We start from the raw sequence: 26,305 nt of genomic DNA, 5'->3' as shown, positions 1-26,305 counted from the left end.
AAAACCACCCATACGAGTACTCCAGCACGGGCCCATTCGGGCCGATAGAGCCTAAGTGACCGCTCTGCGCGACGACCGAGGTCTGCTCCCGGCTGTGGGGCGGCCGGGGCTGTTCGACGTCGCCGAGCGGTTCCTGCGCCGGTTCCACGGCGCCCGGCCCCGCGCGGGCGAGCTGGAGACCCGGCTGGCCAAGGTCCGGGCCGAGATCGCCGCCACCGGCACCTACCGGCACACCCCCGCCGAACTGGCCTTCGGCGCCCGGATCGCGCTGCGCGAGAGCGGCTGGTGCCCGGACGGGGTCCCCTGGCGCGGGCTGCTGGTGCGCGACCTGCGGTCGGTGCGCGACGCCGAGGACGTGGCCGAGGAGTGCGTGCGGCACCTGCGGATGGCCACCGGCGGCGGCACGGTCCGCCCCATGGTCAGCGTGTTCGCCCCGGACACCCCGTGGCGGCCGGGCCCGCGCATCCGCAACGACCAGCTCGTGCGCTACGCCGGGTACCGCGACGGCGACCGGGTGCACGGCGACCGGCGGTTCGTCGACTTCACCACCGCCGTGTGCAGGCTCGGCTGGCTGTCCCCCGGCGACCAGGGCCCGTTCGACCTGCTGCCGCTGGTGGTCGAGACCGGCCACGAAGGCGTGCGGCTGCACCAGGTGCCCAGGGCGGCGGTGCTGGAGGTGCCGCTGGCGCACCCGGAGCTGCCCTGGTTCGCCGGGCTGGCGCTGCGCTGGCACGCGGTGCCGGTGGTCAGCAACATGCGGCTGCACATCGGCGGCATCGACTACCCGTCCGCCCCGTTCAACGGCGTCTACCTGGCCCGCGGCATCGGCGAGGAGTCCTTCGCCGACGACGCCGCGTACGGCCTGGGCCGGGGGGTGGCCGAGCGGCTCGGCCTGGACACCTCCAGCGACCGCACGCTGTGGCGCGAGCGGGTGGGCCTGGAGTTCAACCGCGCGGTGCTGCACTCGTTCGACCGGGCCGGGGTCAGCGTCGAGCACTCGGCGGACGCCTACCTGCCCGCCATCGAGCCCACCGGCGGCCCCGCCTTCCTGCGCCAGGCGCCGGTCCGCCAGCGGTGACGTGGCATCATCCGGGTGCATGAGTCTGCGTCTGCGCGCCCCCGTCGTCCTCCCGTGTGACCCAGCCTGCACCGTGCTGCGAGACGCCGTCGTCGACCTCGACGACGCGGGCCGGATCGTCCACTGCGGCCCGTTCCACTCGGCGCCCGAGCACCCCGGCCCGATCCGCGAGCTGACCGGCATCCTGCTGCCGGGCCTGGTCAACGCGCACGCGCACAGCCCGATGACCGTGCTCCGCGGCATGGGCGGCGACCTGCCGCTGATGCGCTGGCTGACCGAGGTCATCTGGCCCGCCGAGGGCCGCCTCACCCCGTCCGACGTCTACGACGGCATGGTGCTCGGCTCGGTGGAGATGCTCCGCGCCGGTGTCACCACCAGCGCGGAGATGTACTTCCACGCCGACGAGGTCGCCCGCGCGGTCCTCGACACCGGCGCCCGGGCGGTGCTGGCCCCGGCGGTGATGGACGTCCCCGGCTGGGACTGGCGCAAGATGCTCGCGGGCGTCAACGCCTGGATCGACGCCGACGGGCTGCGCTCGGGCCCGGGGGAGCGGATCGAGGTCGGCTACGGCCCGCACTCTGCGTACACCCTGCCCCCCGCCGCGCTGACCGAGGTGGCCGCCGAGGCCCGCGCCCGCGGCGCGCTGGTCCAGATCCACGTGGCCGAGTCCCTGCCCGAGGACGTCAAGCAGCGCGAGGAGTTCGGCTCGGTCCCGGCGCTGCTCGAGCAGGCGGGCGTCTACGGCGGCCGCGTCCTGGCAGCGCACTCGGTGCACCTGTCCGACACCGACATCGCCCTGTTCGCGGCGAACTCCGTGTCCGTGGCGCACTGCCCCGGCTCCAACATGAAGCTGGCCTCGGGCATCGCCCGCCTGCGCGACCTGCGGGCCGCGGGCGTCGCCACCGGCATCGGCACCGACGGCCCCGCCTCCAACGACGACCTCGACCTGTGGGAGGACGTGCGGCTCGCCGGGATGCTGGCCAGGGTCGCCACCCTGGACTCGACCGTGGTCAAGGCCGCCGACCTGCTGCTACTGGCCACCCGCGGCGGCGCCGACGCGCTGCACCGCACCGACATCGGCGCCCTGGAAGCGGGCCGCTGGGCGGACGTGGTGCACGTCGGCGTCGACGACCCGGCCTTCGCGGCGGGCCTGGACGTGCCGGACGAGCAGGTGCTCTCGACCCTGGTGTGGGCGGCCGGTTCGCGCAGCGTCACGGACGTGTGGGTGGCGGGCGCCCCGGTGGTCACCGAGGGGGAACCGGTCCTGGTGGACCGGCGGGCGGCCCAGGAGCGGGCGGGGAAGGTGACCGGTCGGCTGCTGTCGGCCTGATCCCGACCGGGCGGTGGCGTCACCGCGGCCGGATGACCACCTCGGTGAGGTGGGCGTCCGGGTCCGCGGTGACGGCCGCGCGGACCGCCTTGGCCACCGAGTCGGGGGTCAGGTAGTCCTCGGGGCGGTAGTCGCCGCCCTCGTCGCGGCGGACCGCCTTCTGCATGTCGGTGTCGGTGCGGCCGGGGTAGACGGTGGTGACGCGCAGGCCGGAGGTCTGCTCTTCGCCGCGCAGCACGTCGGCGTAGGCGCGCAGGGCGAACTTGCTCGCCGCGTACGGGCCCCACCCGGGGGAGGCGGCGCGCCCCTGCCCGGAGTTGATCAGCACCACGTGCCCCCGGGCCTGCCGCAGCGCGGGCAGCAGCAGCCGGGTCAGCTCGGCGACGGCGACCACGTTGAGCTCGAACGTGGCGCGCCAGCGCTCGGCGGTCGCCTCGGTGAGCGGGCCGACCTCGGCGGTGCCCGCGGAGTGCACCAGCACGTCGAGGGCGGGGATGCCGGAGGTGGCGGCGGCGAGCGCGGTCGGGTCGGTCAGCTCGACCGGCCACGCCCGCGCGTCGGGCAGCCGGTCGGCGGCGGCGTGCAGGGTGTCCACGTCGCGGCCGCCGAGGAGCAGCGAGTGGTCGGGGGCGAGCGCGCGGGCGATGGCGGCACCGATCCCCCGGGAGGCGCCGGTGACGAGGGCGAGCGGTCGGGCGGTCATGGCACGAACCTATCGAGGCACCGGGGCGGGCGCGCCGGGGCCGGGGGCACACCCGGGTCGGGGCACCGGGGCGGGCGCGGCGGAACCGGGGACACGGCCGCGCCCCGGTGGCGGGGCCGGGGGCTGCCCGGGCCGGTGCGGCCCGGGCAGCCCGGTGCTCAGCAGCCGACGCGGCGGCCGGGCTTCCAGACCTGGGCCACCGACGGGCGGGGCTGGGAGGTACCGCCGTCGGGCCAGTGGGTGAGCGGGTTGTCGGCGCTGGCGCCGTCGAGCTCGCCCGGGTGCTGGACCGAGACCAGGACGAAGTCGTCCTCGATGACCGGTCCGCAGGTCTCGGCGCCGAGCGGGACGGTCAGGAACTGCTTGACCTGACCGCGGTTGGCGCCGGTGGTCGGGACGGCGAAGAGGCCGTCGTTGGAGCCGAGGGCGTTGCCGTCGGTGGAGATCCAGAGGTTGCCGTAGCGGTCGAAGGCCAGGTTGTCGGGGCAGCTGATGGGGCTGACCTGGGTCTTGTCGTAACCGCCGAAGTAGGTGTCGGAGGTGGCGGGGTCACCGCAGACCAGCAGCAGGCGCCAGGCGAACGCGGTGGCCGTGTGGTCGCCCCGGTTCTCCTCCCACTCCAGCACGTGGCCGTGCCGGTTGCCGTTGCGGGGGTTGATCTCGGTGGGGCCCTCCTTGCCGGGCTTGCCGCGATCGGTGTTGTTGGTCAGCGCGGCGTAGACGCGGCCGGTGACCGGGTTGGGCTGCACGTCCTCGGGGCGGTCCATCTTGGTGGCGCCGACCTTGTCCGCGGCGAGGCGGGTGAAGACGTAGACCTCCTCCGCGGTGAAGCCCTCGACGTGGGACCGGTCGCCGGAGACCAGGGGAATCCACTGGCCGGAGCCGTCGAACTGGCCGTCGGCGGGGAGGGTGCCGGTGCCGATCTCGGCGGCGGGGCTGTCACCGGTGAACTTGGCGACGTAGAGGGTGCCCTCGTGCAGGAGGGTCTTGTTGTGCGCGCGGGCCCGCTTGCTCGAACCGGGGGCGAAGCGCTCCTTCGACACGAACTTGTAGACGTAGTCGAAGCGCTCGTCGTCGCCGAGGTAGGCGACCACGCGGCCGTCGCGGGCGATCTGGATGGTGGCGCCCTCGTGCTTGAAGCGGCCGAGCGCGGTGTGCTTGACCGGCTTGGCGTCGGGCTCCAGCGGGTCGATCTCCACGACCCAGCCGTGCCGGTTGAACTCGTTGGGGTCCTTCGACAGGTCAAAGCGCGGGTCGAGGCGCTCCCACTTGCGCAGGCTGGCGCCCTTCGGGGTGCCGTAGCGGGCGACGCGGGCCTGCGCCGCCGGGTCCGTGACGGCTTCACCGTTGGCGAAGTAGCCGTTGAAGTTCTCCTCGCCCGACAGGATCGTGCCCCACGGGGTGACGCCACCGGCGCAGTTGCCGAAGGTGCCGAACACCTTGCGGCCGGTCTTGTCGGCGTTGGTGCGCAGGAACCGGCTGCCCGCGGCGGGGCCTGCGAACTCGAACTCGGTCTGCACGGTGATGCGGCGGTTGTAGCGCCGGTCGAGCTTGGGCACGAGCTTGCCGGTGCGGTGCTCGCGCTCCACCACGACGACGGAGAAGCCGTGACCGGTCCAGCCGATCTTGATCTGCTCGTCGGTCGGGTCGGCGGCGTTGTAGCCGCGGAACATCGCCGACTCGGTGGTGTACTCGTGGTTCGAGCCCATCAGCCAGCGGTCGTGGCCGAACGGCACCAGGCCGCAGAAGTCGTTGTTGAAGCCGAACTGCTTGGCCTGCGCGGCGGCCGTCTGGTTGTCGAAGTCGAAGGTCGGCGCGCCGGGCAGCACCGGGTCGCCCCAGCGGATGACCACGTTCGACTGGTAGCCGGGCGGGACGACCAGCTCGTCCTCGCGGTTGGCGGCGACGGCCTGGAAGTCCAGGCCCTTCGGCGCCGGGGCGGGCTTGCCGGGCTTGTCGGGCCTGCCGCGGTCGGCGGCGGCGGTGCCCGCGAGCGCGGTGGCGCCCGCACCCGCGACGGCCAGGACGGCGCCCGCGCGGAGCATCCCGCGCCTGCTGACGATCGAGCGCACGACGTCGCCGAAGTACGCGTTCTCCGAGGAGTTCGGGGCCTCGTGCGAACAGGCGTTGGAGCAGCGGTACTGGCAGGTCAGCGCCGAGCGGCCCAGCGGGTGGTTCGGCGGGAGCAGCGGCAGGTCGATCCGGCCGTCGGTGGTGGACAAGGTGCCTCCTCGGTCTGCCCGGACACGGACAAGCCATGGGTCGCGGTGGGGAACGGCGTGACCGTAGGAGTCCAAGACCAGGGGGGACGGACATCGAGGTGAACGGCAGACGAACACCCGGGCGATCCGGGCGGGTGGTCGGGTCGCGGACGCGCCGGAGGCGGCGAGCGGGGTTCCCGCGCGCCGCCTCCCGGTCCGGTCCTAGCGCTCGATGACGCCCTTGATGAAGTCCTCCACCGCGCGGTGGGCCGCGTCGTCGGCGTACTGCTCCGGCGGGGACTTCATGAAGTAGCTCGACGCCGACAGGATCGGGCCGCCGACGCCCCGATCCAGGGCGATCTTGGCCGCGCGCACCGCGTCGATGATCACGCCCGCCGAGTTCGGCGAGTCCCACACCTCGAGCTTGTACTCCAGGTTCAGCGGGGTGTCGCCGAACGAGCGGCCCTCCAGCCGGACGTAGGCCCACTTGCGGTCGTCGAGCCACGGCACGTGGTCCGACGGGCCGATGTGCACGTCCGCCCTGGCCATCTCGTGCGGGATCTGCGAGGTGACCGACTGCGTCTTGGAGATCTTCTTCGACTGCAGGCGCTTGCGCTCCAGCATGTTCATGAAGTCCATGTTGCCGCCGAAGTTGAGCTGGTACGTGCGCTGCAGCTCGACCCCGCGGTCCTCGAACAGCTTCGCCATCACCCGGTGCGTGATGGTCGCGCCCACCTGGGACTTGATGTCGTCGCCGACGATCGGGACCCCGGCGTCGGTGAACTTCTGCGCCCACTCCGGGTCCGAGGCGATGAACACCGGCAGGGCGTTGACGAACGCCACCTTCGCGTCGATGGCGCACTGCGCGTAGAAGCGGTCCGCCTCCTCGGAGCCCACCGGCAGGTAGGACACCAGGACGTCGACCTCCGCCTCCCTGAGGGCGGCGACGACGTCGACCGGGGCGTCGTCCGACTCGGTGATCATCTCGCGGTAGTACTCGCCGAGGCCGTCGTAGGTGTGGCCGCGCTGCACCGGCACGCCCAGCGGCGGCACGTCGCAGATCTTGATCGTGTTGTTCTCCGAGGCGCCGATCGCCTCGGACAGGTCGCTGCCGACCTTCTTCGCGTCCACGTCGAACGCGGCGACGAACTCCACGTCGCGCACGTGGTAGTCCCCGAACTGGACGTGCATCAGCCCGGGGACGCGGGTGGCCGGGTCGGCGTCGCGGTAGTAGTGCACGCCCTGCACCAGCGACGCGGCGCAGTTGCCGACGCCGACGATGGCCACCCGCACGCTCTGGCGGTTCTCGCCCATGCCGGTTCTCCTTCTCGATTCAAGCCGCGCAGTGCACGCGGGACTCGGTCACAGGCCGCTACGCCTGCCGGGGGTCACTCAGTCGGTCCGCGCTGCTCGCGCTGCTCGTGCGCGATCAGCTCGTTCAACCAGCGCACTTCGCGCTCGCTGGTCTCCAGTCCCAGCCGGTGCAGCTCCCGGGTGTAGCGGTCGATCTGCTCACCCGCCCTGGCCATCGAGCTGCGCAGGCCCTCCCTGCGCTCCTCGACGCGCCTGCGCCTGCCCTCCAGGATGCGCATCCGCACCTCGGCCGGGGTCCGCGAGAAGAACGCCATGTGGACGTTGAACCCCTCGTCGTCCCAGGTCTGCGGGCCCGCGTCGGCGAGGAGTTCGGCGAACCGCTCCTTGCCATCGGCGGACAGCTTGTACACGCGCTTGCCGCGCCTGCCCCACGACGACCTCGCCGGTTCGGCCTCCGGGGCCTCCTCGGCGATGAGCCCGGCCCGCAGCAGCCGCCGCAGGGTCGGGTACAGCGAGCCGTAGGAGTACGCGCGGAGGGTGCCGAGGAGGTCGTGCAAGCGCTTGCGCAGCTCGTACCCGTGCATCGATGCCTCGTGCAGGAGGCCGAGGATCGCGAACTCGAGCACGGACACCTCCCGTCGCACCGATCGCTGACCTACTGGATGACTATATCGTGCCGATACATCAGCTCGGTGGACAACTCGGAACCGTGTGTCCATGGACACGTGAACTGCGCAGGTGGGGCGGGTAGCCGGGAGACCGCGCGTCGTGGCCGGTCAGGAAGCGTTCCGGAACCGTTCGGATCACAAACGTGACGCACGGTGCACGTCGGCTGGCCCGATCGGCCCATCGCCGTGGTATCAGCGGCAAGTACGCTGTTCCCGTGCGAACGCAGCGGCAGGTGGTCGACTACGCGTTGCAGCGCAGGTCGCTGCTCGCCGAGGTCCACTCGGGTCGCGTCGGCACCAACGAGGTGTGCGACGCCAACCCGTACCTGCTGCGCGCCGCGAAGTTCCACGGCCAGGCCACCGACGTGACCTGCCCGGTCTGCCGCAAGGAGCAACTGACCCGGGTCAGCTGGGTCTACGGCGACGAGTTGAAGCACGTCTCCGGCTCGGCCCGCGCGGTCGAGGAGCTGGAGCGGATGGCGGGGCTGTTCGAGGAGTTCACCGTCCACGCGGTCGAGGTCTGCCGGACGTGTTCGTGGAACCACTTGGTCCAGTCATACGTCCTGGGGAAGGGGGGCGTTCGCACGCCCAAGCCCCGCAGGAGGACGGCGGCGGAGTGACCAGCGCTTTCTCCGCTCGACCGAGCACAGCAAGACCACCGAACGGCGCACCCCGGGGTGCGGCCGGTCTGGGAGGCCCTTTCTCGTGAACGACCACGGCGACAAGCGGCGATCCGGTGACCCCGGGTGGCCGTCCGGCGAACCCGCCGCACCCCCGCAGGAGGAGCAGACGGGCTTCCACAGCCCGCTGTGGGACGACGACGAGCCCGGGGGAGACCGACCCGCACCGCGGGAGCGGGTGGGCGACCGGGGTGGCAACGGCAGTGGACGCGGCGGCCCGACCGGGCCTGGCTCGAATGGTGATGTGAACATGGGTGGCGGGATGGGTGGACGCGGACCTGGCGGTCCCGAGGGCAGACCGGGTGGCGGGCCGGGCGGCCCCGAGGGGAGGCCGGGCGGCCCCGGCGGCCCCGGCCCCAACGGCGGTTTCCCCGCCGGTCAGGGTCGCGGCGGACCCGCCCGACCCGGCGGCCCAGGCCCAGGCAGCGCTCCCGGCCCGAACGGTGGCCCCGGTCCCAGCGGTGGACCTGGCGCGAATGGTGGCCTCGGTCCCAACGGCGGCCCCGGTCCCAACGGCGGCCCCGGTCCCAACGGCGGCCCTGGTCTCAACGGCGGACCTGGTCCCCATGGCGGGCCAGGGCCGGCAGGCGGTCCCGGTGGCCCTGGCAGGGCGGGTGGGCCGCAGGCCGGACCCGCGTGGCCCGGTGCCGGTGACCCCGGCCAGGGGAGCCGCGCGGGCGGACCCGGCAGGCCCGGCCCTGCGGCAGGCGGCCCCGGTGGACCCGGTGGTCAGGCAGGCGGTCCCGGTGGCCCGGCGGGCGGACCCGGCGCGGGCGGCCGTGGACCGGGCGGCCCCGGTGGCCCTGGTGGTCCCGGTGGCGGTGGTGACTTCGCCAACGGCGGGCCGGTGCGGCCAGGTGGGCCGGGTAGCGGTCCCGGTGGCGCCCCGGCGCCCGGTGGGCGCCCCGGTGGCACCGGCCCCAACGGCGGTCCGGTCCCGGCGGGCGGCCCGGGGCGCGGACCCGGTGGTCCCGGTGGTCCGGGTGGTCCCGGTGGTCCGGGTGGTCCCGGTGGGCGGCGGCCCGGTGGGCCGGGTGGACCCGGCCCGGCAGGTCCGCCGCTCGGTGACGCGACGGTCGCGCTGAGCGCGGCGGGGATCACCGGCACGGCCATCACCGGCCGCAAGCCCGCCCCCGGCGAGGGCCCGACCGTCTTCCTGAAGAAGACCCCCGGCCAGGCCAAGGCCGAGCCGGAGCTGATCACGCACCGCGAGTTCGACGACGACTTCTCCGCCGAGCGGCAGTACGCGGACGACGACCACGGGCCGGACGAGGACGAGGACGGCCCGCTGACCGACGAGCAGCGGAAGATGCGCAAGAAGAAGACCTGGCGGCGGGTCCGGCGGACCCTGTACGTGCTGACCGCCCTGGGCATCGTGATCCCGGTCCTGGCGTTCTTCATCACCTACCAGATGGTCGACGTCGACAACCCCAACGACGTCGCGCTGGCCCAGGACAAGGTCGTCACGATGCTCTACGCCGACGGCACGCCGATGGCGCGGCTGGCCGAGTCCGGCGGCAACCGCATCATGCTCAAGTCCGGGGAGATCCCCGACACCCTGCTGCACGCCGTGTACGCCGCCGAGGACCAGACGTTCGAGACGAACTCCGGGTTCGACCTCATGGGCATCATGCGCGCGGTGTGGAACCAGGCGACCGGCGGCGGCGGTGGTGGTTCCACCATCAGCCAGCAGTACATCAAGAAGGCTTCCGGCAACGAGGACCCGACGCTGACCCGCAAGTGGGTCGAGGTCGTGAAGTCCTACAAGATGAACGAGACCTACAGCAAAGACGACATCATCGCGGCGTACCTGAACACGATCTACTTCGGTCGGGGCGCGTACGGGATCGCGGCGGCGGCGCAGGCCTACTACGGCATCACCGACGTCAACCAGGTCACCAAGTCGCAGGCCGCGGTGCTCGCGGGCATGATCCAGACGCCCGCGAAGGGCAAGGTGGTGGAGTACCAGAAGCAGCGCTGGGACTACGTCACCAACCGCATGATCAGCAACAACTGGATGACCACGGCGGAGAAGACCGCCCAGCCGTTCCCGGAGCCGATCCCGCCGAGCGAGGGCCAGCTCGCGGCGCTGCCCGGGCCGCGCCAGGGCTTCTCGGACCTGGTCACCGAGGAGCTGGACACCTACGGCATCACCGAGGAGCAGATCAAGCGCAACGGCTACGTCATCACGCTGACCATCGACCAGAACGCGCAGACCATGGCCGAGAAGGCCGTCGCGGACGTGATGGCGGGCCAGCCCGCGAACCTGCACCCCGCCCTGGTCGCGGTCGACCCCGCGTCCGGCGCGATCCGGGCCTACTACGGCCGCGCCAAGGGCCTCGACCTGGACTACGCGGGTGCGGCGAAGCAGGAGCCCGGCTCCGCGTTCAAGCCGTTCGACCTGGTCGGGTTGCTGGAGCAGGGCAAGGGCCTCGGCGAGGTGTACGACACCACCCCGCGCGCGTTCGGCTCGAACAAGAAGATCGTCCGCAACGCCTCCACGCCCAAGTGCGGCAAGTCCTGCACGGTGGCCGAGGCGATGAAGGAGTCGCTGAACGTGGTGTTCAGCGACATGGTCTATAACGACGTCAAGCCCGCGGGCGTGGCCGAGGCGGCCAAGCAGGCGGGCATCCAGTCCCCGCTGGAGGCCGCCGCAGGCGACATCAACATCGCCATCGGCGGTGGCTCCACCCTGGTCACCACCGTGGACATGGCCTCGGCGTACGCGACCTTCGCGGCCAACGGCACCTACCGCAAGCCGCACCTGGTGCAGAAGGTCACCTACCCGGACGGCGGCGTCGTCTTCGACGCGGCGGCCCGGCCGGAGCTGGCCGAGAAGCCCGCGTTCGACGCCGAGGACGCCACCCGCAACCAGCAGATCGCCCGCAACGTCACCGAGGCGCTGCTGCCGATCCCCGAGTACTCGAAGATCGGCTGCGCGGGCGGCAGGCAGTGCGCGGGCAAGACCGGGACGCACCAGTACGTCGACGCGTCCGGCGCGGACACACCGGACAACGCCAAGGCGTGGATGGTCGGGTACACCCCGCAGCTCTCGACCGCGGTGTCCATGAGCGGCGACGAGACGAACAAGCCGACCAGCCGCATCCTGCACGACGCGGAGGGCGGCAAGATCTACGGCAGCGGGTTGCCGGGCAAGATCTGGAAGGCGTTCATGGACTCCTACCACCAGAACCTGCCCAAGGCCACGTTCGGCAAGTACGTGCCGATCGGCAAGACGGAGTCCAGGCAGAGCGACAACGACAACAGGCCCGCCCAGACCAAGCCCCGCGAGGAACCGGCCGACAACACGCCGACGACCACCACCGCGCCGTCGGTCCCGGAGACGACCACGACGCCCCCGGAGGACACCGACGAGCCGACCACGACCAGGTCCACCCGGACCAGGCCGGGCGGCGGGGGCACCGACATCCCGCTGCCGGGCGGTGGCGGCGGCGGAGGTGGCGGGCCGGGTGACGGCCTGATCGGTTGACCACGGACGGCCCCCGGGGATTCCCCGGGGGCCGTCCGCGTGTTCACCGCGGGCTGACCCCGTTCGCACACCGCTGCCCGTAGCATCGCGCGCGTGTCTGAGTCACCGAGTGGGGACGGGCGGGTCGGCGACACCGCCACCCTCGGTCCCGAGGAGCGCGTCCGGCCGAGCTGGACGGAGTCCCTGGCCGCCTCGGCGAGCACGCCGGTCGGCGGGCCGCTCGGGGAGCACGCCGTGGTGGGCAGGCACTGGTTCTGGACCCCGCTGCGGGTCTCGCTGCTGCTGGCGGTGGTCGCGCTGTCGCTGGCCTGGTTCGGCAAGGCCGCGTGCGTGCAGCAGTACGACTCCGGCGACGGGCGGCTGGCGCTGGACTGGCGCTCGAACCGCCCGTACGTGGCGATGTGCTACTCCGACGTCGTCCCGCTGTACTCCGCCGAGCGGCTCGACCGCGGCGGCTTCCCGTACCTGACGAGCTGGGTCGAGCACGAGGGCAAGCCGAACGAGACCAAGCGGTACATGGAGTACCCGGTGCTCACCGGCCTGTTCCAGTGGGCGAACGCCAAGATGGCCCAGGGGTGGGTGCAGCTCGCGGCGCAGGGGTGGCTGCCGAGCGGGCTGCCGGTGGTCGTCTACTTCGACATCAGCGCGTTCTGGCTGGCCCTGGCCTGGCTGGTCACCATCTGGGCGACGCTGCGCACGGCCAAGCGCAGACCGTGGGACGCGGCGTTCATCGCCCTGTCGCCGCTGGTCCTGGTGCACGCGTTCACCAACTTCGACACCCTGGCCACCGCGTTCGCCGCCGCCGGGATGCTGGCCTGGGCGCGGAGGAAACCCGTGCTGGCGGGCGTGCTGCTCGGCCTGGGCGTGGCGGCGAAGCTCTACCCGCTGTTCCTGCTCGGCCCGCTGCTGATCCTGTGCCTGCGGGCGGGGAAGATGCGCTCGTGGTGGCAGGCGACCGCCGCCGCGGCCCTGACCTGGGCGGCGGTGAACGCCCCGATCTTCCTGCCCGCGGCGACCCGCGAGGGCTGGTGGCAGTTCTTCACCCTCAACTCCACCCGCGACGCCGACCCGGACTCGATCTACAACGTGATCATGAAGTTCACCGGCTGGTCGGGCTTCGACCCGAACCTGCCCTTCGGCGAGTCGCCGTTCTGGCTGAACCTGGTCAGCGCCCTGCTGTTCCTGCTCGGCTGCGCGGGCATCGCGTTCATCGGCCTGCACGCGCGGACCCGGCCCCGGTTCGCCCAACTGGGGTTCCTGGTGGTCGCGGTGTTCCTGCTGACCAACAAGGTGTGGAGCCCGCAGTACTCGCTGTGGCTGATCCCGCTGGCGGTGCTGGCCGTACCGCGCTGGAAGCTGCTGCTCGCCTGGATGACCGTCGACGCCCTGGTCTGGGCCCCCCGGATGTTCTACTTCATGGGCGACTCGAAGAAGGGCCTGCCGGAGGAGTGGTTCCTGGGCACGGTGGTGGTGCGCGACCTGGCGGTGATCGCCCTGTGCGCCCTGGTCGTCTACGAGATCTACCACCCGACCCGCGACCTGGTCCGCGCTCTGGGCGACGACGACCCGGCTGGCGGTGTGCTCGACGGCGCCCCGGACAAGGTGGTCCTGCCCGCCCGGACCACCAGGGAACCTGAACTGGTCTGAGCTCTTGGAGGGCGTGCAACACAACCGGGTTCAAGGCTGAGAAGATCCTCGGTTCAGTACCGACAAGTCGGTATACTCGTGAGTGCCGAGATCACTGGGGAGGTTGCCAAATGGCCAGCGTGGACGACCTCGCGGCAGCCATCCTCAAGAAAACCGGCACCGTGACCGCCATGAAGATGCAGAAACTTGTCTACTACTGCCAAGCGTGGCATCTGGTGCGAACCCGCACCACCATGTTCGACGATCGGATCGAAGCCTGGCGCGAGGGTCCTGTGGTCAGGGCGCTGTACGAGAGGCACCGAAAGCAGTACACCGTCTCCGGGTGGCCCGGCGATGCGCAGAACTTGACAGAGTCCGAGCGTGAAACAGTGGACTGGGTCCATGACAAGTATGCACAGATGTCTGCCGAGTCTTTGTCGAACATGACCCACATCGAACAGCCATGGAAAATAGCCAGGGGGCTCACCCCGCTCGGCGAGAAGAGCTCAGCAACAATTTCCACAAGTTTCATGCGCGACTACCACTCTCGCCAGGTCGCTGACGTCGAATCAGCCGTGGCACATGCAGCCGCCAATTCGTCCATCGAGGGTGTGGATCTCGATTCAGACTGGCAAGACGTCCTCCGATCGGTGGCGACCTCCATGGTCGACCCCGATCAGGCGGTTCGCGAAGAGATCGAGCGAGCTCTGCGTTCGTGACCGACCCTTACTTGAACGCCGACGGCACTTGCCTTCGCAATAAACTGGGCATCAGCGACAACGCCAAGCTGAAGACAATAGAAGCCAGGATTGTCAGCATCCGGGATGTCGCAGTTGCTCGCTCCACCCTTCCCGGGGAGTACAACTCGCAGCATCTTCAATCCTTTCACCGTCATCTTTTCCAAGATGTCTATGACTGGGCAGGAGAATTTCGCACGGTGGACATCGGAAAGGGCGGAATCTTCTTCGCGAACTGGAATTATCTGAACGATGAAGTTTCGTCAGTGATGAGCCAATTGGAAAATGACAACCATCTCGCCGGGCTTGCCCGAGGCGAATTCGTCAGGAGACTGGCGCATTATTACGGTGAACTGAACGCCAGACACCCTTTCAGGGAAGGCAACGGTCGAACCTTGCGCGCGTTTCTCCGGCAGCTCGCCGCCTCAGCCGGGTGGCGTCTCGACTGGTCGGAGTTGAACCGCCAGCTGAACATCAATGCCTCGTACCACAACCTCGCGACCGCCGAGACCGGCGAACTGATCAAGGTTCTGGAACCGGTTGTCGTGAAGATGTAGACGCCAGAGAACCCGATCGCTGGATCGCCCGTTCGGGTGACACACTGCCCCCGGCTGGTGGTGGGATGATCGGAGGCTGTCGGTGGACAGAGCGCGGCGCGGGTTCTGGTTGGGGTTTCTGGCCTACCTGACCTGGGGTTTCTTCCCGCTCTACTGGCCGCTGCTGGCCCCCGCCGGGGCGGTGGAGATCCTGGCTCACCGGATCGTGTGGTCGTTGGTGGCGGTGGGGGCGCTGATCGCCGTCACCCGGCGGTGGGGGCACCTGCGGGCGGTCCTCGCCGACCGGCGGCGGATGGGGTTCATCGCGGTGGGGGCGTTCACCATCGCCGTGAACTGGGGGATGTACATCTACGGGGTCAACTCCAACCAGGTGGTGGAGACCTCGCTCGGGTACTTCATCAACCCGCTGGTGACGATCCTGCTCGGTGTCCTGGTGATGGGGGAGCGGCTGCGGGCCGGGCAGTGGGCCGGGCTGGGGATCGCGCTGGCGGCGGTGGTCGAACTGACCTTCGACTACGGGCGGCTGCCGTGGATCGCGCTGACCCTGGCGTTCACGTTCGGCACCTACGGGCTGATGAAGAAGAAGGCCGACGTCGGTTCCTCGGAGGGGCTGGCGCTGGAGACGGTCATCCTGGCGCCGGTGGCGCTGGGGTTCCTGGTGGTGCTGAACCTGGGCGGTGGGGGCACGTTCGGGCACGCCGGTTGGGCGAACGCGCTGCTGCTCGCGGGTACGGGGGTGGTGACCGCCGTGCCGCTGCTGCTGTTCGGGGCGGCGGCGGTGCGGGTGCCGATGACCACGCTGGGCCTGCTGCAGTACTTCGTGCCGATCATCCAGTTCGCCATCGGGCTGCTGGTGTTCCACGAGTCGATGACGACCGCGCGGTGGGTCGGGTTCGGGCTGGTGTGGCTGGCGCTGGTCGTGATCACGACCGAGTCGCTGCTGCACCGCCGTCGGTCGGGGGCGCGGGTCGCGGACCGGCAGCCGCAACCGGTCGCCTGAGCCCGTCCGGCGGGCTGTCCCCGTCGTCTTGGCCGTCGAAGGTGTTGCGGGCGTTCAGGAAGGCGGTGAACAGGCCGACCAGCAGGGCGGCCCGGCCCCAGACGCCGATCATGACCGCCTGGGCGGCGAAGCCCTCGTAGACGCCCGCGGGTTCGTTCTCGGCGATCTCGGCGAACCACAGGAAGATGCCGATGCCCATCGCCAGGTCGGCGACGGCGTAGGCGGCGATCCAGCCCCAGCGGACCCGCAGCAGCACGAACATCGGCACCAGCCACAGCGTGTACTGCGGCGAGTGCACCTTGTGCAGCAGCAGGAACCCGCACAGCATCGCCGCCGACACCGCCACCCACGGGTAGGTGCCCTCGCGCCGGTGGCGGACCCAGCCGACGACGCAGGCGGCGGCGAAGGAGGCGATCACCAGCAGCGGCGAGGCGATGCCGATGACGTGGTGCACGGCCTCGTTCTGCGGGTCGGACTCCGGGCGCAGCCCCCAGTACCAGATCGAGTTGGCGGTGATGTCGGCCTTGCGCTGCCCCTGGAACACGAACGAGGCCAGCCAGCCGTCGAAACCGGCCACGGCGAACGGCACGTTGACCGCGACCGCGGTGCCCATCGCGATCAGCGCGACCTTGACCGCGCCCGCCACCTCGCGGGTCTTGCCCGCGGCCAGCTCGGCGCCGCCGCGCCCGCCGGTGAGGACGTAGAGCATCAGCGGGAGGACGAAGATCGCCGGGTACAGCTTGAAGGCGAACCCCAGCCCGAGCAGCAGCGCCGCGGCGTACGCGCGGTGCAGCAGGGGCCGCTCGACGCCCCGCCTGCCCCAGCCGCGGTGCACCACGTAGACGGCCGCGGTCGCGCAGAGCACGACCGGCAGCTCCCAGTTGTGGAACGCGTAGAGGACGAGCGGCGGCGACAGCGCCCACAGCAGCGCCCGCCAGCGGGAGAGCCTGCCCAGCAACCAGGCCGTGAGCAGGCCGAACGGGGCCATCAGCAGCGCCGAGGCGAGCAGGAACCCGGCGTCGGTGTGCACGAACATCGCGCCGAGCCAGATCAGCAGGCCGGTGAGCACCGGGTACTCGACCGTGCCGCCGCTCAGCTCACCGCTGGAGTTGATGCCGCCGTCGACGTAGGGGAAGACGTGCCGGTCGACGTCGCGGCCGATCCACAGGAACTGGATGTCGGAGTAGCAGGCCTCGGCGTACTTGCGGTCGGCGAAGTCGGGTTGGCTGCGGCCCCACTGGTCGAACTCGGGGCCGGTGCAGCGGTTCTTGTTGGCGAAGCCGAGCACCAGGGTGACGCCGCAGAGCAGCACCAGCAGGGCCAGCGCGGAGCGGCCGAGCCGGGCGGCGCCGGTCCGGGTGCGCGGCACCGGTGCGCCGTCCGGGCGGTCGGGGGCCGTGTCCGCGGGCACGTCTGCGGGCACCGCCTTCACCGGCCGAGCGCCTCACGCAGGAAGGCGATGTCCGCGGCCTGGCCGTCGCCCGGGGTCTCCACCACCGCGGGGGCGTCGGCGGCGGCCAGCACGGCCACGAGCTGCTCGGCGTCGATGGTGCCGGTGGCGATGTTGTCGTGCCGGTCGCGGGCCGAGCCGAACTCGTCGCGGGAGCTGTTGAGGTGCACCAGGTCGATCCGGCCGGTGATGGCCCGCACCCGGTCGACGATGCCGACCAGGTCCTCCCCGGCGGCGAAGGCGTGGCAGGTGTCCAGGCAGAAGCCCGCGCCGAACTCGCCGACCTCGTCCCAGAGCCGGGCCAGCACGTCGAACCGGCGGGCCATGGCGTTGTCGCCGCCCGCGGTGTTCTCGATCAGGATCGGCACCGCGAAGCCGCCCTCGGCGTGCTGCCGCTCGAAGAACTTGCGCCAGTTGGTGATGCCCGCCTGCGGGTCCTCGCCCTTGGTGACGTGCCCGCCGTGCACGACCAGGCCCTGCGCGCCGACCTTGGCCGCCGCCTCGGCGTGCTGGGTGACCAGCTTGCGGGAGGGGATGCGGACGCGGTTGTTCGTGGACGCCAGGTTGACCACGTACGGTGAGTGCACGAACACGGTGAGGTCGGAGGCCAGCAGGGCGTCCGCCATCGGGTGCGGCGCGGGCGCCTTCCACCCCTGCGGGTCGGCGAGGAAGAACTGCACCACCTCGGCACCGCGCTCCCGCGCGGCAGCGAGCGGGTCGTCGTCGCGGACGTGGGCGCCGATGCTCATGGTCAGCGAGAGTAGTCGGCGAGGGTGACAACCAGCCCCCTCGCCCACCGTCGGAGCCGGGTGGGCGGGCACCGGTTGGGCCGGACGGGCGATCGTGAAGGAATTTCGGGGCAATGCCCGGCGTTGGCGTCACGGAGTCGGGTTACCGTCGTTCCTGCTAGTAGACAGCTCTCTCCGCACCTGGAGGACCTCGATGCAGCGCCGCGCCAAGACCCTCGCCACCGGACTGGTGTTGATGTTCGGCACCGCCACTGCCAGTCTCGTGCTCAGCCCGGGCACGGCGGTGGCCGCCGAACCGCTGGTGGCGGGCGACTGCGGGGCCTCCGTGCAGGGCACCCCCGGCCAGCCTGTCACGCTGAACGCGCAGGCCCTGGTGGGTCCGGTCAACGAGGTCATCAAGGGTGTGCCGCTGCTCGGGCGGACCCTCAGCGGCCTGGTCGGCGGCGTGGTCGGCACCCTCGGCCCGATCCCGATCGGCGTGCTGCCCGACGGCGCGGGCACGATCGGCGGTCCCGCCATCGGGTCGGCGGCGACCAAGGCGCTGGAGGGCACCCCGCTCGGCGCGATCGCGAAGGACGTCGGGAACCTGCTGGGCCGGACCTGCGCGGTGACCGTGCGGGGCGTCAACGCCATCACGGCCCCGGTGCAGGACGGCGCGACCGACCTGGGCCGGAGCCTGCAAACGGGCACCGCCGCCATCCCGCAGTTGCCCGACCTGCTCCCCGGCGCCCCCACCGCGCCCGGTCCGGGCGCGCCCGGCGGCGGGAACCCCCCGGGCGGCGGCACGGGCAACGGCGGCACCACCCCGCCCCCCGGCGGCACCGCCCCGGGTGCGCCCACCCCCGGCACCACGACCGGCATCGGGCAGAGCCTCACCCCGAACGGCCTGGTCCCGCTCTACGGCGCGGGCAGCGGCACCGGCCGCTCACCGATGGCCGACTACGCCTCGCTGCCGTTCGCCAAGGCCGGGCTGTTCAGCCCGTCGCCCGGTGTCCGCTACGGCGGTTCGGTGCCCGGGTACTCGCCGCAGTTCGGCATCCTCGGCACCGAGGACACCGACGGCGTCGAGCAGGCGGGGCACGCCGAGGCGCTCGACGGCGTCGGCTCGAACCGGATCGCGGTGCCCGTTCTCCTGGCCGTCCTCGCGCTTTCGGGGGTCACCGCGACCCTCGTCCGGACCTGGGTGCTGCGCCGAACAGTCGCCTGACAACCAAACGCTTCCTTTTTCCGTCTATCGTTCACCCACACAGGTGAGTGAGGGAATGACGGAGGGTGTCAGCGCGTGCGCATCGGGGTTCGGCGGATCGCCAGTTCGTCCCTCCTCGGCCTGGTGGTCGGGTCCGCGTGCCTGGTGGGCGCGAGCCCGGCCGCGGCCGACCCGCTGAACCCGCTGCCGTTCCTCGCGCTGAGCTGCAGGCAGGACGTCGTCGCGTTCAAGGGCCAGCCGATCGTGCTGGCCCGGCTCGCGGTCAACGGCATGGTCACCGGGGCCGTCGCCGACACCCCCGGCCTCGGCGCGCTCACCGCGACCGCGGTCGGGCTGACCTTCCCGCTCGGCCCCGGCATCGAGGTCGGCGCGGTGCCCGACGGCACCGGCCGGATCACCCCGCGGGCGATCGCCGACGCGGTGGTCGCCCAGGTGCGGCCGATGCGGGAGCTCCGGGGCGCCGCCGACGCGGTGGCGGCCGAGGTGGCCGAGCAGGTCGTGGCCGGGTGCGGCATGACCGCGCGGGCGCTGAACCCGAGCACCCCCACCACGACCCCGCCCGCACCCCCGACCACCGCGAAGCCGCCGACGACCACACCCCCGGGCACACCGGTCGGCGAGGCGACCCCGCTGCCGCCGGTGCGGTTCACCCCGCCGCGGCCCGCCGCGAACACCGGCACCGCCCCGCCGCGCGACTACGGCGCCGTCCCCTACGCGGGCCCCGGCGGCGCGTACCGGCCGTCGGCGGCCACGGGCGTGCCCGGCTACGCGCCCCGGTTCGGCATCCTGGGCCAGGACGCGGGGGGCGTCGACGTGCGCACCGCGGCGGGCGGCGCGCAGGCGCTGCCCGCGTTCGGCCGGACCGGCGGGGTGGGCGTGCCGATCGTGCTCGCGGCCCTGTTCCTGTCCGTCGTCACCGGCGCCCTGGTCCGCACCTGGGTACTGCGCAAGAGCTGACCTGCGCCGACTGTTAGCCTGGTCGGCGCAGACCCTCCTGCCGCGGAACCTCCGCGGCCGTGAGCCCACAGGAGGTGAGTGGTCTTCATGCGTCATTACGAAGTTATGGTCATCCTCGACCCCACGCTCGACGAGCGCACCGTCGCTCCGTCGCTCGACACGTTCCTCAACGTGATCCGCACTTCGGGCGGGAACGTCGAGAAGGTCGACATCTGGGGCAAGCGCCGCCTCTCGTTCGAGATCAAGAAGCACGCCGAGGGCATCTACGCCGTGCTCGACATCAACTCCGAGCCGGACGCGGTGAAGGAGCTGGACCGCCAGCTCTCCCTGCAGGAGTCCGTGCTGCGGACCAAGGTCATGCGCCGCGAGACCGCCTGACAGCCGGGGAGGCACCACGATGGCTGGCGACACGACGATCACGGTGGTCGGGAACCTGACCGCCGATCCGGAACTGCGCTTCACCCCGTCGGGCGCCGCCGTGGCGAGCTTCACCGTCGCGTCGACCCCCCGGACGTTCGACCGCGCGAGCGGCGAGTGGAAGGACGGCGAGGCGCTGTTCCTGCGGTGCAACATCTGGCGGCAGGCCGCGGAGAACGTGGCCGAGTCGCTGACCCGCGGCGCGCGCGTGATCGTGAGCGGGCGGCTCAAGCAGCGGTCCTTCGACACCCGCGAGGGTGAGAAGCGCACCGTCATCGAGCTGGAGGTCGACGAGGTCGGCCCGTCCCTGCGCTACGCGACCGCCAAGGTGAACAAGGTGAGCCGCGGCTCCGGTGGCGGAGGCGGCGGTGGTGGCGGTTACGGCGGTGGCGGTGGCGGCAACTCCGCTCCGCCCGCCGACGACCCGTGGGGCTCCGCTCCGCCCGCCGGTGGCGGCGGTGGCGGCGGCGGCTTCAACGACGAGCCCCCGTTCTGACCAGGGCACCGCGCACCGATCCCCCAGACTCTTTCTCGACATAAGACCAGGAGTACCCAGTGGCAAAGCCACCGATTCGCAAGCCGAAGAAGAAGGTCTGCGTGTTCTGCAAGGACGAGAAGAAAGATCGTCCGGTGAACATCGACTACAAGGACACCACCCTGCTGCGGAAGTACATCTCCGACCGCGGGAAGATCCGGGCCCGCCGGGTCACCGGCAACTGCAGCCAGCACCAGCGCGACGTGGCCATCGCGGTCAAGAACGCGCGCGAGGTCGCCCTGCTCCCGTACACCTCGACCGCCCGCTGACCAGGAGAGGACGAAATCATGAAGCTCATCCTCACCACTGACGTCGACGGCCTGGGTGGTCCGGGCGACGCCGTCGAGGTCAAGGACGGTTACGGCCGCAACTTCCTGCTGCCCCGCGGCTTCGCCATCCTGGCGACCAAGGGCGCGGAGAAGCAGGTCCAGGTCATCCGCCGGGCCCAGGAGGCCAGCCGGATTCGCGACCTCGACCACGCCAAGGAGGTCAAGAACCAGCTCGCCAACCTCGGCAGCGTTCCGCTGGCCGCCAAGGCCGCAGCGGGCTCGGGCAAGCTGTTCGGTTCGATCACCACCGGTGACGTCGTCGCCGCGGTGAAGGCCGCCGGTGGTCCGGTCCTGGACAAGCGCGCCGTGGAGCTGGCCGGTCACATCAAGACCGTGGGCAAGCACCCGGTCTCGGTGCGGCTGCACCCGGATGTCACCGCCGCGTTCACCGTCGAGGTGAACGCCGCGAGCTGACGCTCGTACCCGCAACAGCCCCGCTCGGGCATCCCGGGCGGGGCTGTTGCGTTGTCCACAGGGTTGTCCACAGGGATGGGTCACCCACCGGAGCCACGGGCGTCACGACACGCCGACAACCGTGTCTCCCACGACACGCCGGGGCAAATTTTCCACAGCTTGTACACAGGGTCTGACCTGCGCTTCTTTTGAGGTGTTCGCAAGTTGTCCCCAGGTTGTCCACAGGCAGAACGGGACCTGTGCTCAGGTGGGCAGAACCATCCCCAAGTTATCCACAGGTGTGTCCCCAGCGTCGTTTGCATACGACCGTTCGGGGGTCATAGCGTCTCGTTCGTCGTACCGGACCCGTATCGTTCCCTTCGAACAGGTGTTCGAACACGTGGTCGGGAAGACGTGATCAGGGAGGGGGCCGCCCATGGCGTTGACAGACGACCGTTCCTTGCCGCCGATGCCGTCGGAGCAGGGGGGCGTCGACCGGCAGCCGCCCCAGGACCTCGCCGCGGAGCAGAGCGTCCTCGGCGGCATGATGCTGTCCAAGGACGCCATCGCCGACGTCATCGAGGCGCTGAGCCCCGGTGACTTCTACCGGCCCAAGCACCAGAACATCTACGACTGCATCCTCGACCTGTACGGCCGCGGCGAACCCGCCGACCCGATCACCGTCTCCGCCGAGCTGGAGCGCCGCGGCGAGCTGCTGCGCGTGGGCGGCGCCCCGTACCTGCACACCCTGATCGCCACGGTGCCCACGGCGGCCAACGCCGGGTACTACGCGGAGATCGTCGCGGAGAAGGCGATCCTGCGCAGGCTGGTCGAGGCCGGGACCAGGATCGTGCAGCTCGGCTACCAGGGCGCCGAGGGCGCGGACGTCACCGAGATCGTCGACCGCGCCCAAGCCGCGATCTACGACGTGACCGAGCGCAGCATGAGCGAGGACTACGTCGCCCTGGAAGACCTGCTGCAACCGACGATGGACGAGATCGACGCCATCGCCTCCCGCGGCGGCAACTCCCTGGGCATCCCCACCGGCTTCGCCGACCTGGACGAGATCACCAACGGCCTGCACCCCGGCCAGATGGTGATCGTCGCGGCCCGCCCCGGTGTCGGCAAGTCGACCCTCGGCCTGGACTTCGCCCGCTCCTGCTCGATCGCCCACAACATGACCAGCGCCGTGTTCTCCCTGGAGATGAGCCGCACCGAGATCGTCATGCGCCTGCTGTCCGCGGAGGCCAAGATCCGCCTCGGCGACATGCGCGGCGGCCGGATGAGCGACGACGATTGGACCCGCCTGGCCCGCAAGATGAGCGAGATCAGCGAGGCCCCCCTCTTCGTCGACGACTCCCCGAACCTGACGATGATGGAGATCCGGGCCAAGGCGCGGCGGCTCAAGCAGCGCCACGACCTGAAGCTGGTCGTGGTGGACTACCTCCAGCTCATGACCTCGGGCAAGCGCGTCGAGTCCCGCCAGCAGGAGGTCTCGGAGTTCTCCCGGCAGCTCAAGCTCCTGGCCAAGGAGATCGAGGTCCCGGTCATCGCCATCAGCCAGCTCAACCGCGGGCCCGAGCAGCGCACCGACAAGCGCCCCATGCTCTCCGACCTGCGCGAGTCCGGCTCCCTGGAGCAGGACGCCGACATGGTGCTGCTCATCAACCGCCCCGACGCCTGGGAGCGCGACGACCCCCGGGCGGGCGAGGCGGACCTGATCCTGGCCAAGCACCGAGCGGGCCCGACGGCAACCGTGGTGGTCGCCCACCAGCTCCACTACAGCCGCTTCGCCGACCTGGCCCAGGGCTGACCCCGTCCCGGCCTAGCCGGGTCGGAAGAAGGCGAGCAACCTCCGGGCGGCGTCCGGCGACATCAGCAGCTCCTGCATGTCCGCGGACATGCGGGCGGCGGCGCTGGTGCGTTCGAACATCTCGCGCTCGTACTCCGCGACGGCGGTGGGGAAGTCGTCCGGGTGCGCGGCCAGCGCGAGGCCGAGCAGGGCGCCGTCGAGCAGCGCCATGTTGGCGCCCTCACCCACCGGTGGCATCAGGTGCGCGGCGTCGCCGAGCAGCGTGGCGCCCGGGGTCGACGGCCAGGTCAGGCCGACCGGGAGGGCGGTGATCGACCGGGGCACGACCACGTCGTCGCAGGCGGCGATCAGCGCGGTGAACCTCGGGTCCCAGCCCGCGAGCAGGTCGACCAGCCGCGCCCGGGCGGCGGGCGGGTCGTCGAACGGGATGCCGCTGGTGGCGAACCAGTCCTCGCCGGTGTTGTGGAAGCTGAGGCCGATGCGCACGCGGCCGTCGCCGTTGCGCTGCGCCGCCAGCGACTTCCCGTCGCCGAGCACCCAGTGGTTGCCGCGCCCGACCATCGCCGCGAGGTCGGGGTGGGTGCGGTCGATGTCGGGGATGCCGACCTCGACGACGTTCTGGCCGAGGTGCGCGGGCCGGGCGTCGGTGAGCAGCGCGCGGACCCGCGACTGCGCACCGTCCGCGCCGACCAGCAGGTCGTACGCCGCGCGGCTGCCGTCGGCGAAGCGCAGCACGCCGTTGTCGGCGGAGTCGAACGCGTGCCCCCAGCGGACCGCGCCCTCGGGGAGGGAGTCCAGCAGCAGGTCGCGCAGGTCGGCGCGGTCGACCTCGGGTCGGTCGAGCGGGGCGTCGTCGGGTGTGTCCTCCTGGAGCAGCAGGGTGCCGTCCGGCTCGAAGAGGCGCATGTCTTGGCCCTCACCACGGGCGATCGCGAGGAACCCGTCGAACAGACCGGCCTCGCGCAGCGCCCGCTGCCCCGAGTGGATGTCGAGCATCCCGCCCTGACCGCGCGCGCCGCGTGACGACTCACGCTCGTACACGACGGCGTCGACGCCGTGCACGTGCAGCACCCGGGCGAGGGTCAGGCCGCCCAAGCCCGCTCCGACGATGGCGATGGTCATGGCTGCCTCGATTCACTGTATCTGTCGATACACTGTATCAAGAGCGGCGCTGTACCGTCCCCGTCATGCTGGTGTGGGAGCGGCCGGAGCCGCCGGACCGCCCGACGCCCGCCCCGCTGAGCCGGGAGCGGATCGTCCGGGCGGCGGTCCGACTCGCCGACGCGGACGGCCTGGACGCGGTGTCGCTGCGCAAGGTCGCCGGGGCGCTGGACGTCGGACCGATGCGGCTGTACGGCTACATCGCCACCAAGGAGGAACTGCTCGACCTGATGGTCGACGCGGTCCACGCGGAGATCCGGCCGACCGGCGACGGCTGGCGGGAGGTGCTGCGCTCCCTCGCCGAGACCACCCGGCGAGCCGCCCACCGGCACGAGTGGCTCGCCGACCTGATCGGCGGGCGGCCCCAGCTCGGGCCGAACACCCTGGCGAGCGGGGAGGCGGTGGCGGCCGGGATGGGCGGTGTCGACCTGGGCACCGTCGTGCCCGCGATCGCCGCGGTCAACGCGTACGTGATCGGGGCGGTGCGCCGGGAGATCACCGAGCGGCGTGCCGAGCGGGCCTCCGGGATGGACCAGAGGCAGTGGCAGGCCACCTTCGGGCCCTACCTGCGGCGGACCTTCGCCACCGGCCGGTTCCCCGCGCTGGCCGCCGTCGTCCACGACGGACCCCACCTCGACGCCGACCGGACCTTCCGGGCCGGCCTCGACTTCCTCCTCGACGGCATCGGGGCCCGCATCGCGGGCTGACGCGCGACCGAGGACCGGAGCGGTGCAGGCATCAGTCCCTCTGCCCGGGTTGCCTCACGCCGAGGTCGGGGCCGCGGGGTGCGACAGGCGCTCGGTGAGCACCAGGGGGCCGTCGTCGGTGATCGCGATGGTGTGCTCGGAGTGGGCGGTGCGCGAGCCGTCGGCCGAGCGGATGGTCCAGCCGTCCGGGTCAAAAACGATCTTGTCGGTGGTGCGGGCGAGCCAGGGTTCCAGGGCCAGGGTCATGCCCGCGCGGAGCTTGAGGCCGCGGCCCGCACGACCCCGGTTGGAGACGTGCGGGTCCTCGTGCATCGTCCGCCCGAGCCCGTGGCCGCCGAACTCGGTGTTGATCGGGTAGCCGTACCCGGTGGCGACCGCCTCGATCGCCGCCGAGATGTCGCCCAGCCGGTTGCCCGTCCGCGCGGCCTCGATGCCCGCGGCCAGCGCTTCCTCGGTCGCGCGGACGAGTCGCAGGTCCTCATCGGCGGGTGTGCCCACGATGACGGTGCGGGCGGAGTCCGCGACCCAGCCGTCGATGCCGACCGCGAAGTCCAGGGTGAGGACGTCCCCGTCGAGCAGCGTGTAGTCGTGCGGCAGCCCGTGCAGCACCGCGTCGTTGACCGCCAGGCAGATGACGTTGCGGAACGGGCCGTTGCCGAAGGACGGGGCGTAGTCCCAGTAGCAGGACTGCGCCCCGCGCTGCTCGACCATCTTGCGGGCGTGGTGTTCCAGGTCGAGCAGGTTGACCCCCACGTCGGCCAGGTCACCGAGCTCGGTCAGGACCTGGGCGACGAACCGCCCGGTGGTGTGCATCCGCTCGATCTCCGCGGGCGACTTCAACTCGATCATGGGTACCCCCGTGCCGTTCGTTGGTATAATAATACCAACGTAGCACTTGCGGTATTAAAATACCAGCCGTACCCTGGTGCCGTGGTCCGCAACCCGCTCACCCCCGAACAGGTCGAGGCAGGCAGGCGCCTCGGGCGGCTGCTGCGCGAAGCGCGGGCAGACCGCGACCCCGCCGACGTGGCGCGCGCGGCGGGCATGTCGCCGGAGACGCTGCGCAAGATCGAGACCGGCAGGCTCCCGTCCCCCTCCTTCGGCACGATCGCCTGCCTCAGCGAGGTGCTCGACCTGCCGATCCAGGACCTGGCCGCCGCGTGGCGCGACGGCCCGCGGCTCGAAGCGGCCTCGTAGCAGCCG

Annotated in this window: 25 protein-coding genes; 17 read left to right on the top strand and 8 right to left on the bottom strand. The window is 71.5% G+C overall.

What is annotated here, in order from left to right; genetic code table 11:
• Positions 1-55 precede the first annotated feature (55 nt).
• Both UO65_RS31165 and UO65_RS31160 read left to right on the top strand, forming a co-directional pair.
• Positions 56-1,078, top strand: coding sequence for a nitric oxide synthase oxygenase (locus UO65_RS31165; protein WP_052022052.1), 1,023 nt, complete (start codon positions 56-58; stop codon positions 1,076-1,078).
• Positions 1,079-1,097: 19 nt separating this feature from the next.
• Positions 1,098-2,408 carry an amidohydrolase family protein gene (locus tag UO65_RS31160; RefSeq protein WP_052022051.1) on the top strand — a complete coding sequence of 437 codons (1,311 nt, stop codon included), beginning with the start codon at positions 1,098-1,100 and terminating at the stop codon, positions 2,406-2,408.
• A gap of 19 nt (positions 2,409-2,427) precedes the next feature.
• Here UO65_RS31160 and UO65_RS31155 read toward each other — a convergent pair whose 3' ends face one another.
• The 4 genes from UO65_RS31155 to UO65_RS31140 all read right to left on the bottom strand — a co-directional run bounded on the left by UO65_RS31155 (position 2,428) and on the right by UO65_RS31140 (position 7,252).
• Complete coding sequence (locus tag UO65_RS31155) at positions 2,428-3,111, bottom strand: SDR family oxidoreductase (protein WP_035289953.1); 684 nt, start codon at positions 3,109-3,111, stop codon at positions 2,428-2,430.
• 158 nt (positions 3,112-3,269) lie between these two features.
• Positions 3,270-5,333: a PhoX family protein gene (locus UO65_RS31150; protein ID WP_035289950.1), complete on the bottom strand. Its 2,064-nt coding sequence runs from the start codon at positions 5,331-5,333 to the stop codon at positions 3,270-3,272.
• A gap of 201 nt (positions 5,334-5,534) precedes the next feature.
• Complete coding sequence (locus UO65_RS31145; RefSeq protein ID WP_035289947.1) at positions 5,535-6,626, bottom strand: inositol-3-phosphate synthase; 1,092 nt, start codon at positions 6,624-6,626, stop codon at positions 5,535-5,537.
• 74 nt (positions 6,627-6,700) lie between these two features.
• A complete protein-coding gene (locus UO65_RS31140; protein ID WP_035290111.1) occupies positions 6,701-7,252 on the bottom strand; it encodes a PadR family transcriptional regulator in 552 nt (183 codons plus the stop codon).
• 257 nt (positions 7,253-7,509) lie between these two features.
• Here UO65_RS31140 and UO65_RS31135 point away from each other — a divergent pair, with 257 nt between their 5' ends.
• The 6 genes from UO65_RS31135 (at position 7,510) to rarD (ending at position 15,384) form a co-directional block, all read left to right on the top strand.
• Positions 7,510-7,914 carry a DUF5318 domain-containing protein gene (locus tag UO65_RS31135; protein WP_035289944.1) on the top strand — a complete coding sequence of 135 codons (405 nt, stop codon included), beginning with the start codon at positions 7,510-7,512 and terminating at the stop codon, positions 7,912-7,914.
• A gap of 907 nt (positions 7,915-8,821) precedes the next feature.
• The gene (locus UO65_RS31130) at positions 8,822-11,464 is read left to right on the top strand and encodes a transglycosylase domain-containing protein (RefSeq protein ID WP_052022050.1); all 2,643 of its coding nucleotides are present in this window, start codon (positions 8,822-8,824) and stop codon (positions 11,462-11,464) included.
• Positions 11,465-11,557: 93 nt separating this feature from the next.
• Positions 11,558-13,111 carry a glycosyltransferase family 87 protein gene (locus UO65_RS31125; protein ID WP_052022049.1) on the top strand — a complete coding sequence of 518 codons (1,554 nt, stop codon included), beginning with the start codon at positions 11,558-11,560 and terminating at the stop codon, positions 13,109-13,111.
• Positions 13,112-13,221: 110 nt separating this feature from the next.
• Entirely contained in the window at positions 13,222-13,809 is a 588-nt protein-coding gene (locus UO65_RS31120) for a Panacea domain-containing protein (protein ID WP_035289942.1), read from the top strand.
• Positions 13,806-14,384: a Fic/DOC family protein gene (locus UO65_RS35265; RefSeq protein ID WP_161784547.1), complete on the top strand. Its 579-nt coding sequence runs from the start codon at positions 13,806-13,808 to the stop codon at positions 14,382-14,384. Before UO65_RS31120 ends, UO65_RS35265 begins: the two co-directional genes overlap by 4 nt.
• Positions 14,385-14,466: 82 nt before the next feature.
• Positions 14,467-15,384 carry an EamA family transporter RarD gene (gene rarD / locus UO65_RS31115; RefSeq protein ID WP_035289940.1) on the top strand — a complete coding sequence of 306 codons (918 nt, stop codon included), beginning with the start codon at positions 14,467-14,469 and terminating at the stop codon, positions 15,382-15,384.
• On the opposite strand, the gene UO65_RS31110 is transcribed toward rarD, so the two are convergent.
• Both UO65_RS31110 and UO65_RS31105 read right to left on the bottom strand, forming a co-directional pair.
• Complete coding sequence (locus UO65_RS31110) at positions 15,308-16,816, bottom strand: glycosyltransferase family 87 protein (RefSeq protein ID WP_411431389.1); 1,509 nt, start codon at positions 16,814-16,816, stop codon at positions 15,308-15,310. The genes rarD and UO65_RS31110 overlap by 77 nt on opposite strands.
• The gene (locus UO65_RS31105) at positions 16,813-17,583 is read right to left on the bottom strand and encodes a deoxyribonuclease IV (RefSeq protein ID WP_035289938.1); all 771 of its coding nucleotides are present in this window, start codon (positions 17,581-17,583) and stop codon (positions 16,813-16,815) included. The genes UO65_RS31110 and UO65_RS31105 overlap by 4 nt, the downstream gene beginning before the upstream one ends.
• A 193-nt stretch (positions 17,584-17,776) precedes the next feature.
• Between UO65_RS31105 and UO65_RS31100 the strand changes: the two genes are divergently transcribed.
• The 7 genes from UO65_RS31100 to dnaB all read left to right on the top strand — a co-directional run bounded on the left by UO65_RS31100 (position 17,777) and on the right by dnaB (position 23,234).
• On the top strand, positions 17,777-18,790 hold the full coding sequence (locus tag UO65_RS31100) for a hypothetical protein (protein WP_035289935.1): 1,014 nt from the start codon (positions 17,777-17,779) through the stop codon (positions 18,788-18,790).
• Positions 18,791-18,865: 75 nt separating this feature from the next.
• On the top strand, positions 18,866-19,747 hold the full coding sequence (locus UO65_RS33880; RefSeq protein ID WP_052022047.1) for a hypothetical protein: 882 nt from the start codon (positions 18,866-18,868) through the stop codon (positions 19,745-19,747).
• Between the two features lie 87 nt (positions 19,748-19,834).
• The gene (gene rpsF / locus UO65_RS31090; RefSeq protein WP_084176427.1) at positions 19,835-20,125 is read left to right on the top strand and encodes a 30S ribosomal protein S6; all 291 of its coding nucleotides are present in this window, start codon (positions 19,835-19,837) and stop codon (positions 20,123-20,125) included.
• Between the two features lie 19 nt (positions 20,126-20,144).
• Positions 20,145-20,660, top strand: coding sequence for a single-stranded DNA-binding protein (locus UO65_RS31085; protein ID WP_035289930.1), 516 nt, complete (start codon positions 20,145-20,147; stop codon positions 20,658-20,660).
• A 59-nt stretch (positions 20,661-20,719) separates the two neighbouring features.
• Positions 20,720-20,968 (top strand): 30S ribosomal protein S18, encoded by a 249-nt coding sequence (rpsR, locus tag UO65_RS31080; protein ID WP_035289928.1) that lies wholly within the window; start codon positions 20,720-20,722, stop codon positions 20,966-20,968.
• A gap of 15 nt (positions 20,969-20,983) precedes the next feature.
• The gene (gene rplI, locus UO65_RS31075) at positions 20,984-21,442 is read left to right on the top strand and encodes a 50S ribosomal protein L9 (protein ID WP_035289926.1); all 459 of its coding nucleotides are present in this window, start codon (positions 20,984-20,986) and stop codon (positions 21,440-21,442) included.
• 415 nt (positions 21,443-21,857) lie between these two features.
• A complete protein-coding gene (gene dnaB / locus UO65_RS31070) occupies positions 21,858-23,234 on the top strand; it encodes a replicative DNA helicase (protein WP_035289923.1) in 1,377 nt (458 codons plus the stop codon).
• 12 nt (positions 23,235-23,246) lie between these two features.
• On the opposite strand, the gene UO65_RS31065 is transcribed toward dnaB, so the two are convergent.
• Positions 23,247-24,356, bottom strand: coding sequence for an FAD-dependent oxidoreductase (locus UO65_RS31065; protein ID WP_035289922.1), 1,110 nt, complete (start codon positions 24,354-24,356; stop codon positions 23,247-23,249).
• A gap of 65 nt (positions 24,357-24,421) precedes the next feature.
• On the opposite strand from UO65_RS31065, the gene UO65_RS31060 reads away from it, so the two are divergent.
• A complete protein-coding gene (locus UO65_RS31060) occupies positions 24,422-25,102 on the top strand; it encodes a TetR/AcrR family transcriptional regulator (protein ID WP_035289920.1) in 681 nt (226 codons plus the stop codon).
• A gap of 54 nt (positions 25,103-25,156) precedes the next feature.
• On the opposite strand, the gene map is transcribed toward UO65_RS31060, so the two are convergent.
• The gene (gene map / locus UO65_RS31055) at positions 25,157-25,951 is read right to left on the bottom strand and encodes a type I methionyl aminopeptidase (protein WP_035289917.1); all 795 of its coding nucleotides are present in this window, start codon (positions 25,949-25,951) and stop codon (positions 25,157-25,159) included.
• 81 nt (positions 25,952-26,032) lie between these two features.
• On the opposite strand from map, the gene UO65_RS31050 reads away from it, so the two are divergent.
• Positions 26,033-26,299, top strand: a complete 267-nt coding sequence (locus tag UO65_RS31050) for a helix-turn-helix transcriptional regulator (protein WP_035289914.1) — start codon at positions 26,033-26,035, stop codon at positions 26,297-26,299.
• Positions 26,300-26,305 lie beyond the last annotated feature (6 nt).

It is taken from the genome of Actinokineospora spheciospongiae (assembly GCF_000564855.1).
In the GTDB taxonomy this organism is placed as follows: Bacteria; Actinomycetota; Actinomycetes; order Mycobacteriales; family Pseudonocardiaceae; genus Actinokineospora; species Actinokineospora spheciospongiae.
The sequence above is the reverse complement of the archived record's forward strand: the minus strand, read 5'-3'. Positions and strand labels throughout refer to the sequence as shown.

Bases quoted from the DNA above. Each gene is read 5' to 3' on its own strand.
- map (WP_035289917.1), bottom strand. From the start codon at position 25,951: ATGATCGAGTTGAAGTCGCCCGCGGAGATCGAGCGGATGCACACCACC.
- UO65_RS31120 (WP_035289942.1), top strand. From the start codon at position 13,222: ATGGCCAGCGTGGACGACCTCGCGGCAGCCATCCTCAAGAAAACCGGC.
- UO65_RS31065 (WP_035289922.1), bottom strand. From the start codon at position 24,356: ATGACCATCGCCATCGTCGGAGCGGGCTTGGGCGGCCTGACCCTCGCC.
- UO65_RS31060 (WP_035289920.1), top strand. From the start codon at position 24,422: ATGCTGGTGTGGGAGCGGCCGGAGCCGCCGGACCGCCCGACGCCCGCC.
- UO65_RS31100 (WP_035289935.1), top strand. From the start codon at position 17,777: ATGCAGCGCCGCGCCAAGACCCTCGCCACCGGACTGGTGTTGATGTTC.
- dnaB (WP_035289923.1), top strand. From the start codon at position 21,858: ATGGCGTTGACAGACGACCGTTCCTTGCCGCCGATGCCGTCGGAGCAG.
- UO65_RS31105 (WP_035289938.1), bottom strand. From the start codon at position 17,583: ATGAGCATCGGCGCCCACGTCCGCGACGACGACCCGCTCGCTGCCGCG.
- UO65_RS31155 (WP_035289953.1), bottom strand. From the start codon at position 3,111: ATGACCGCCCGACCGCTCGCCCTCGTCACCGGCGCCTCCCGGGGGATC.
- UO65_RS31145 (WP_035289947.1), bottom strand. From the start codon at position 6,626: ATGGGCGAGAACCGCCAGAGCGTGCGGGTGGCCATCGTCGGCGTCGGC.
- UO65_RS31085 (WP_035289930.1), top strand. From the start codon at position 20,145: ATGGCTGGCGACACGACGATCACGGTGGTCGGGAACCTGACCGCCGAT.
- UO65_RS31160 (WP_052022051.1), top strand. From the start codon at position 1,098: ATGAGTCTGCGTCTGCGCGCCCCCGTCGTCCTCCCGTGTGACCCAGCC.
- rpsF (WP_084176427.1), top strand. From the start codon at position 19,835: ATGCGTCATTACGAAGTTATGGTCATCCTCGACCCCACGCTCGACGAG.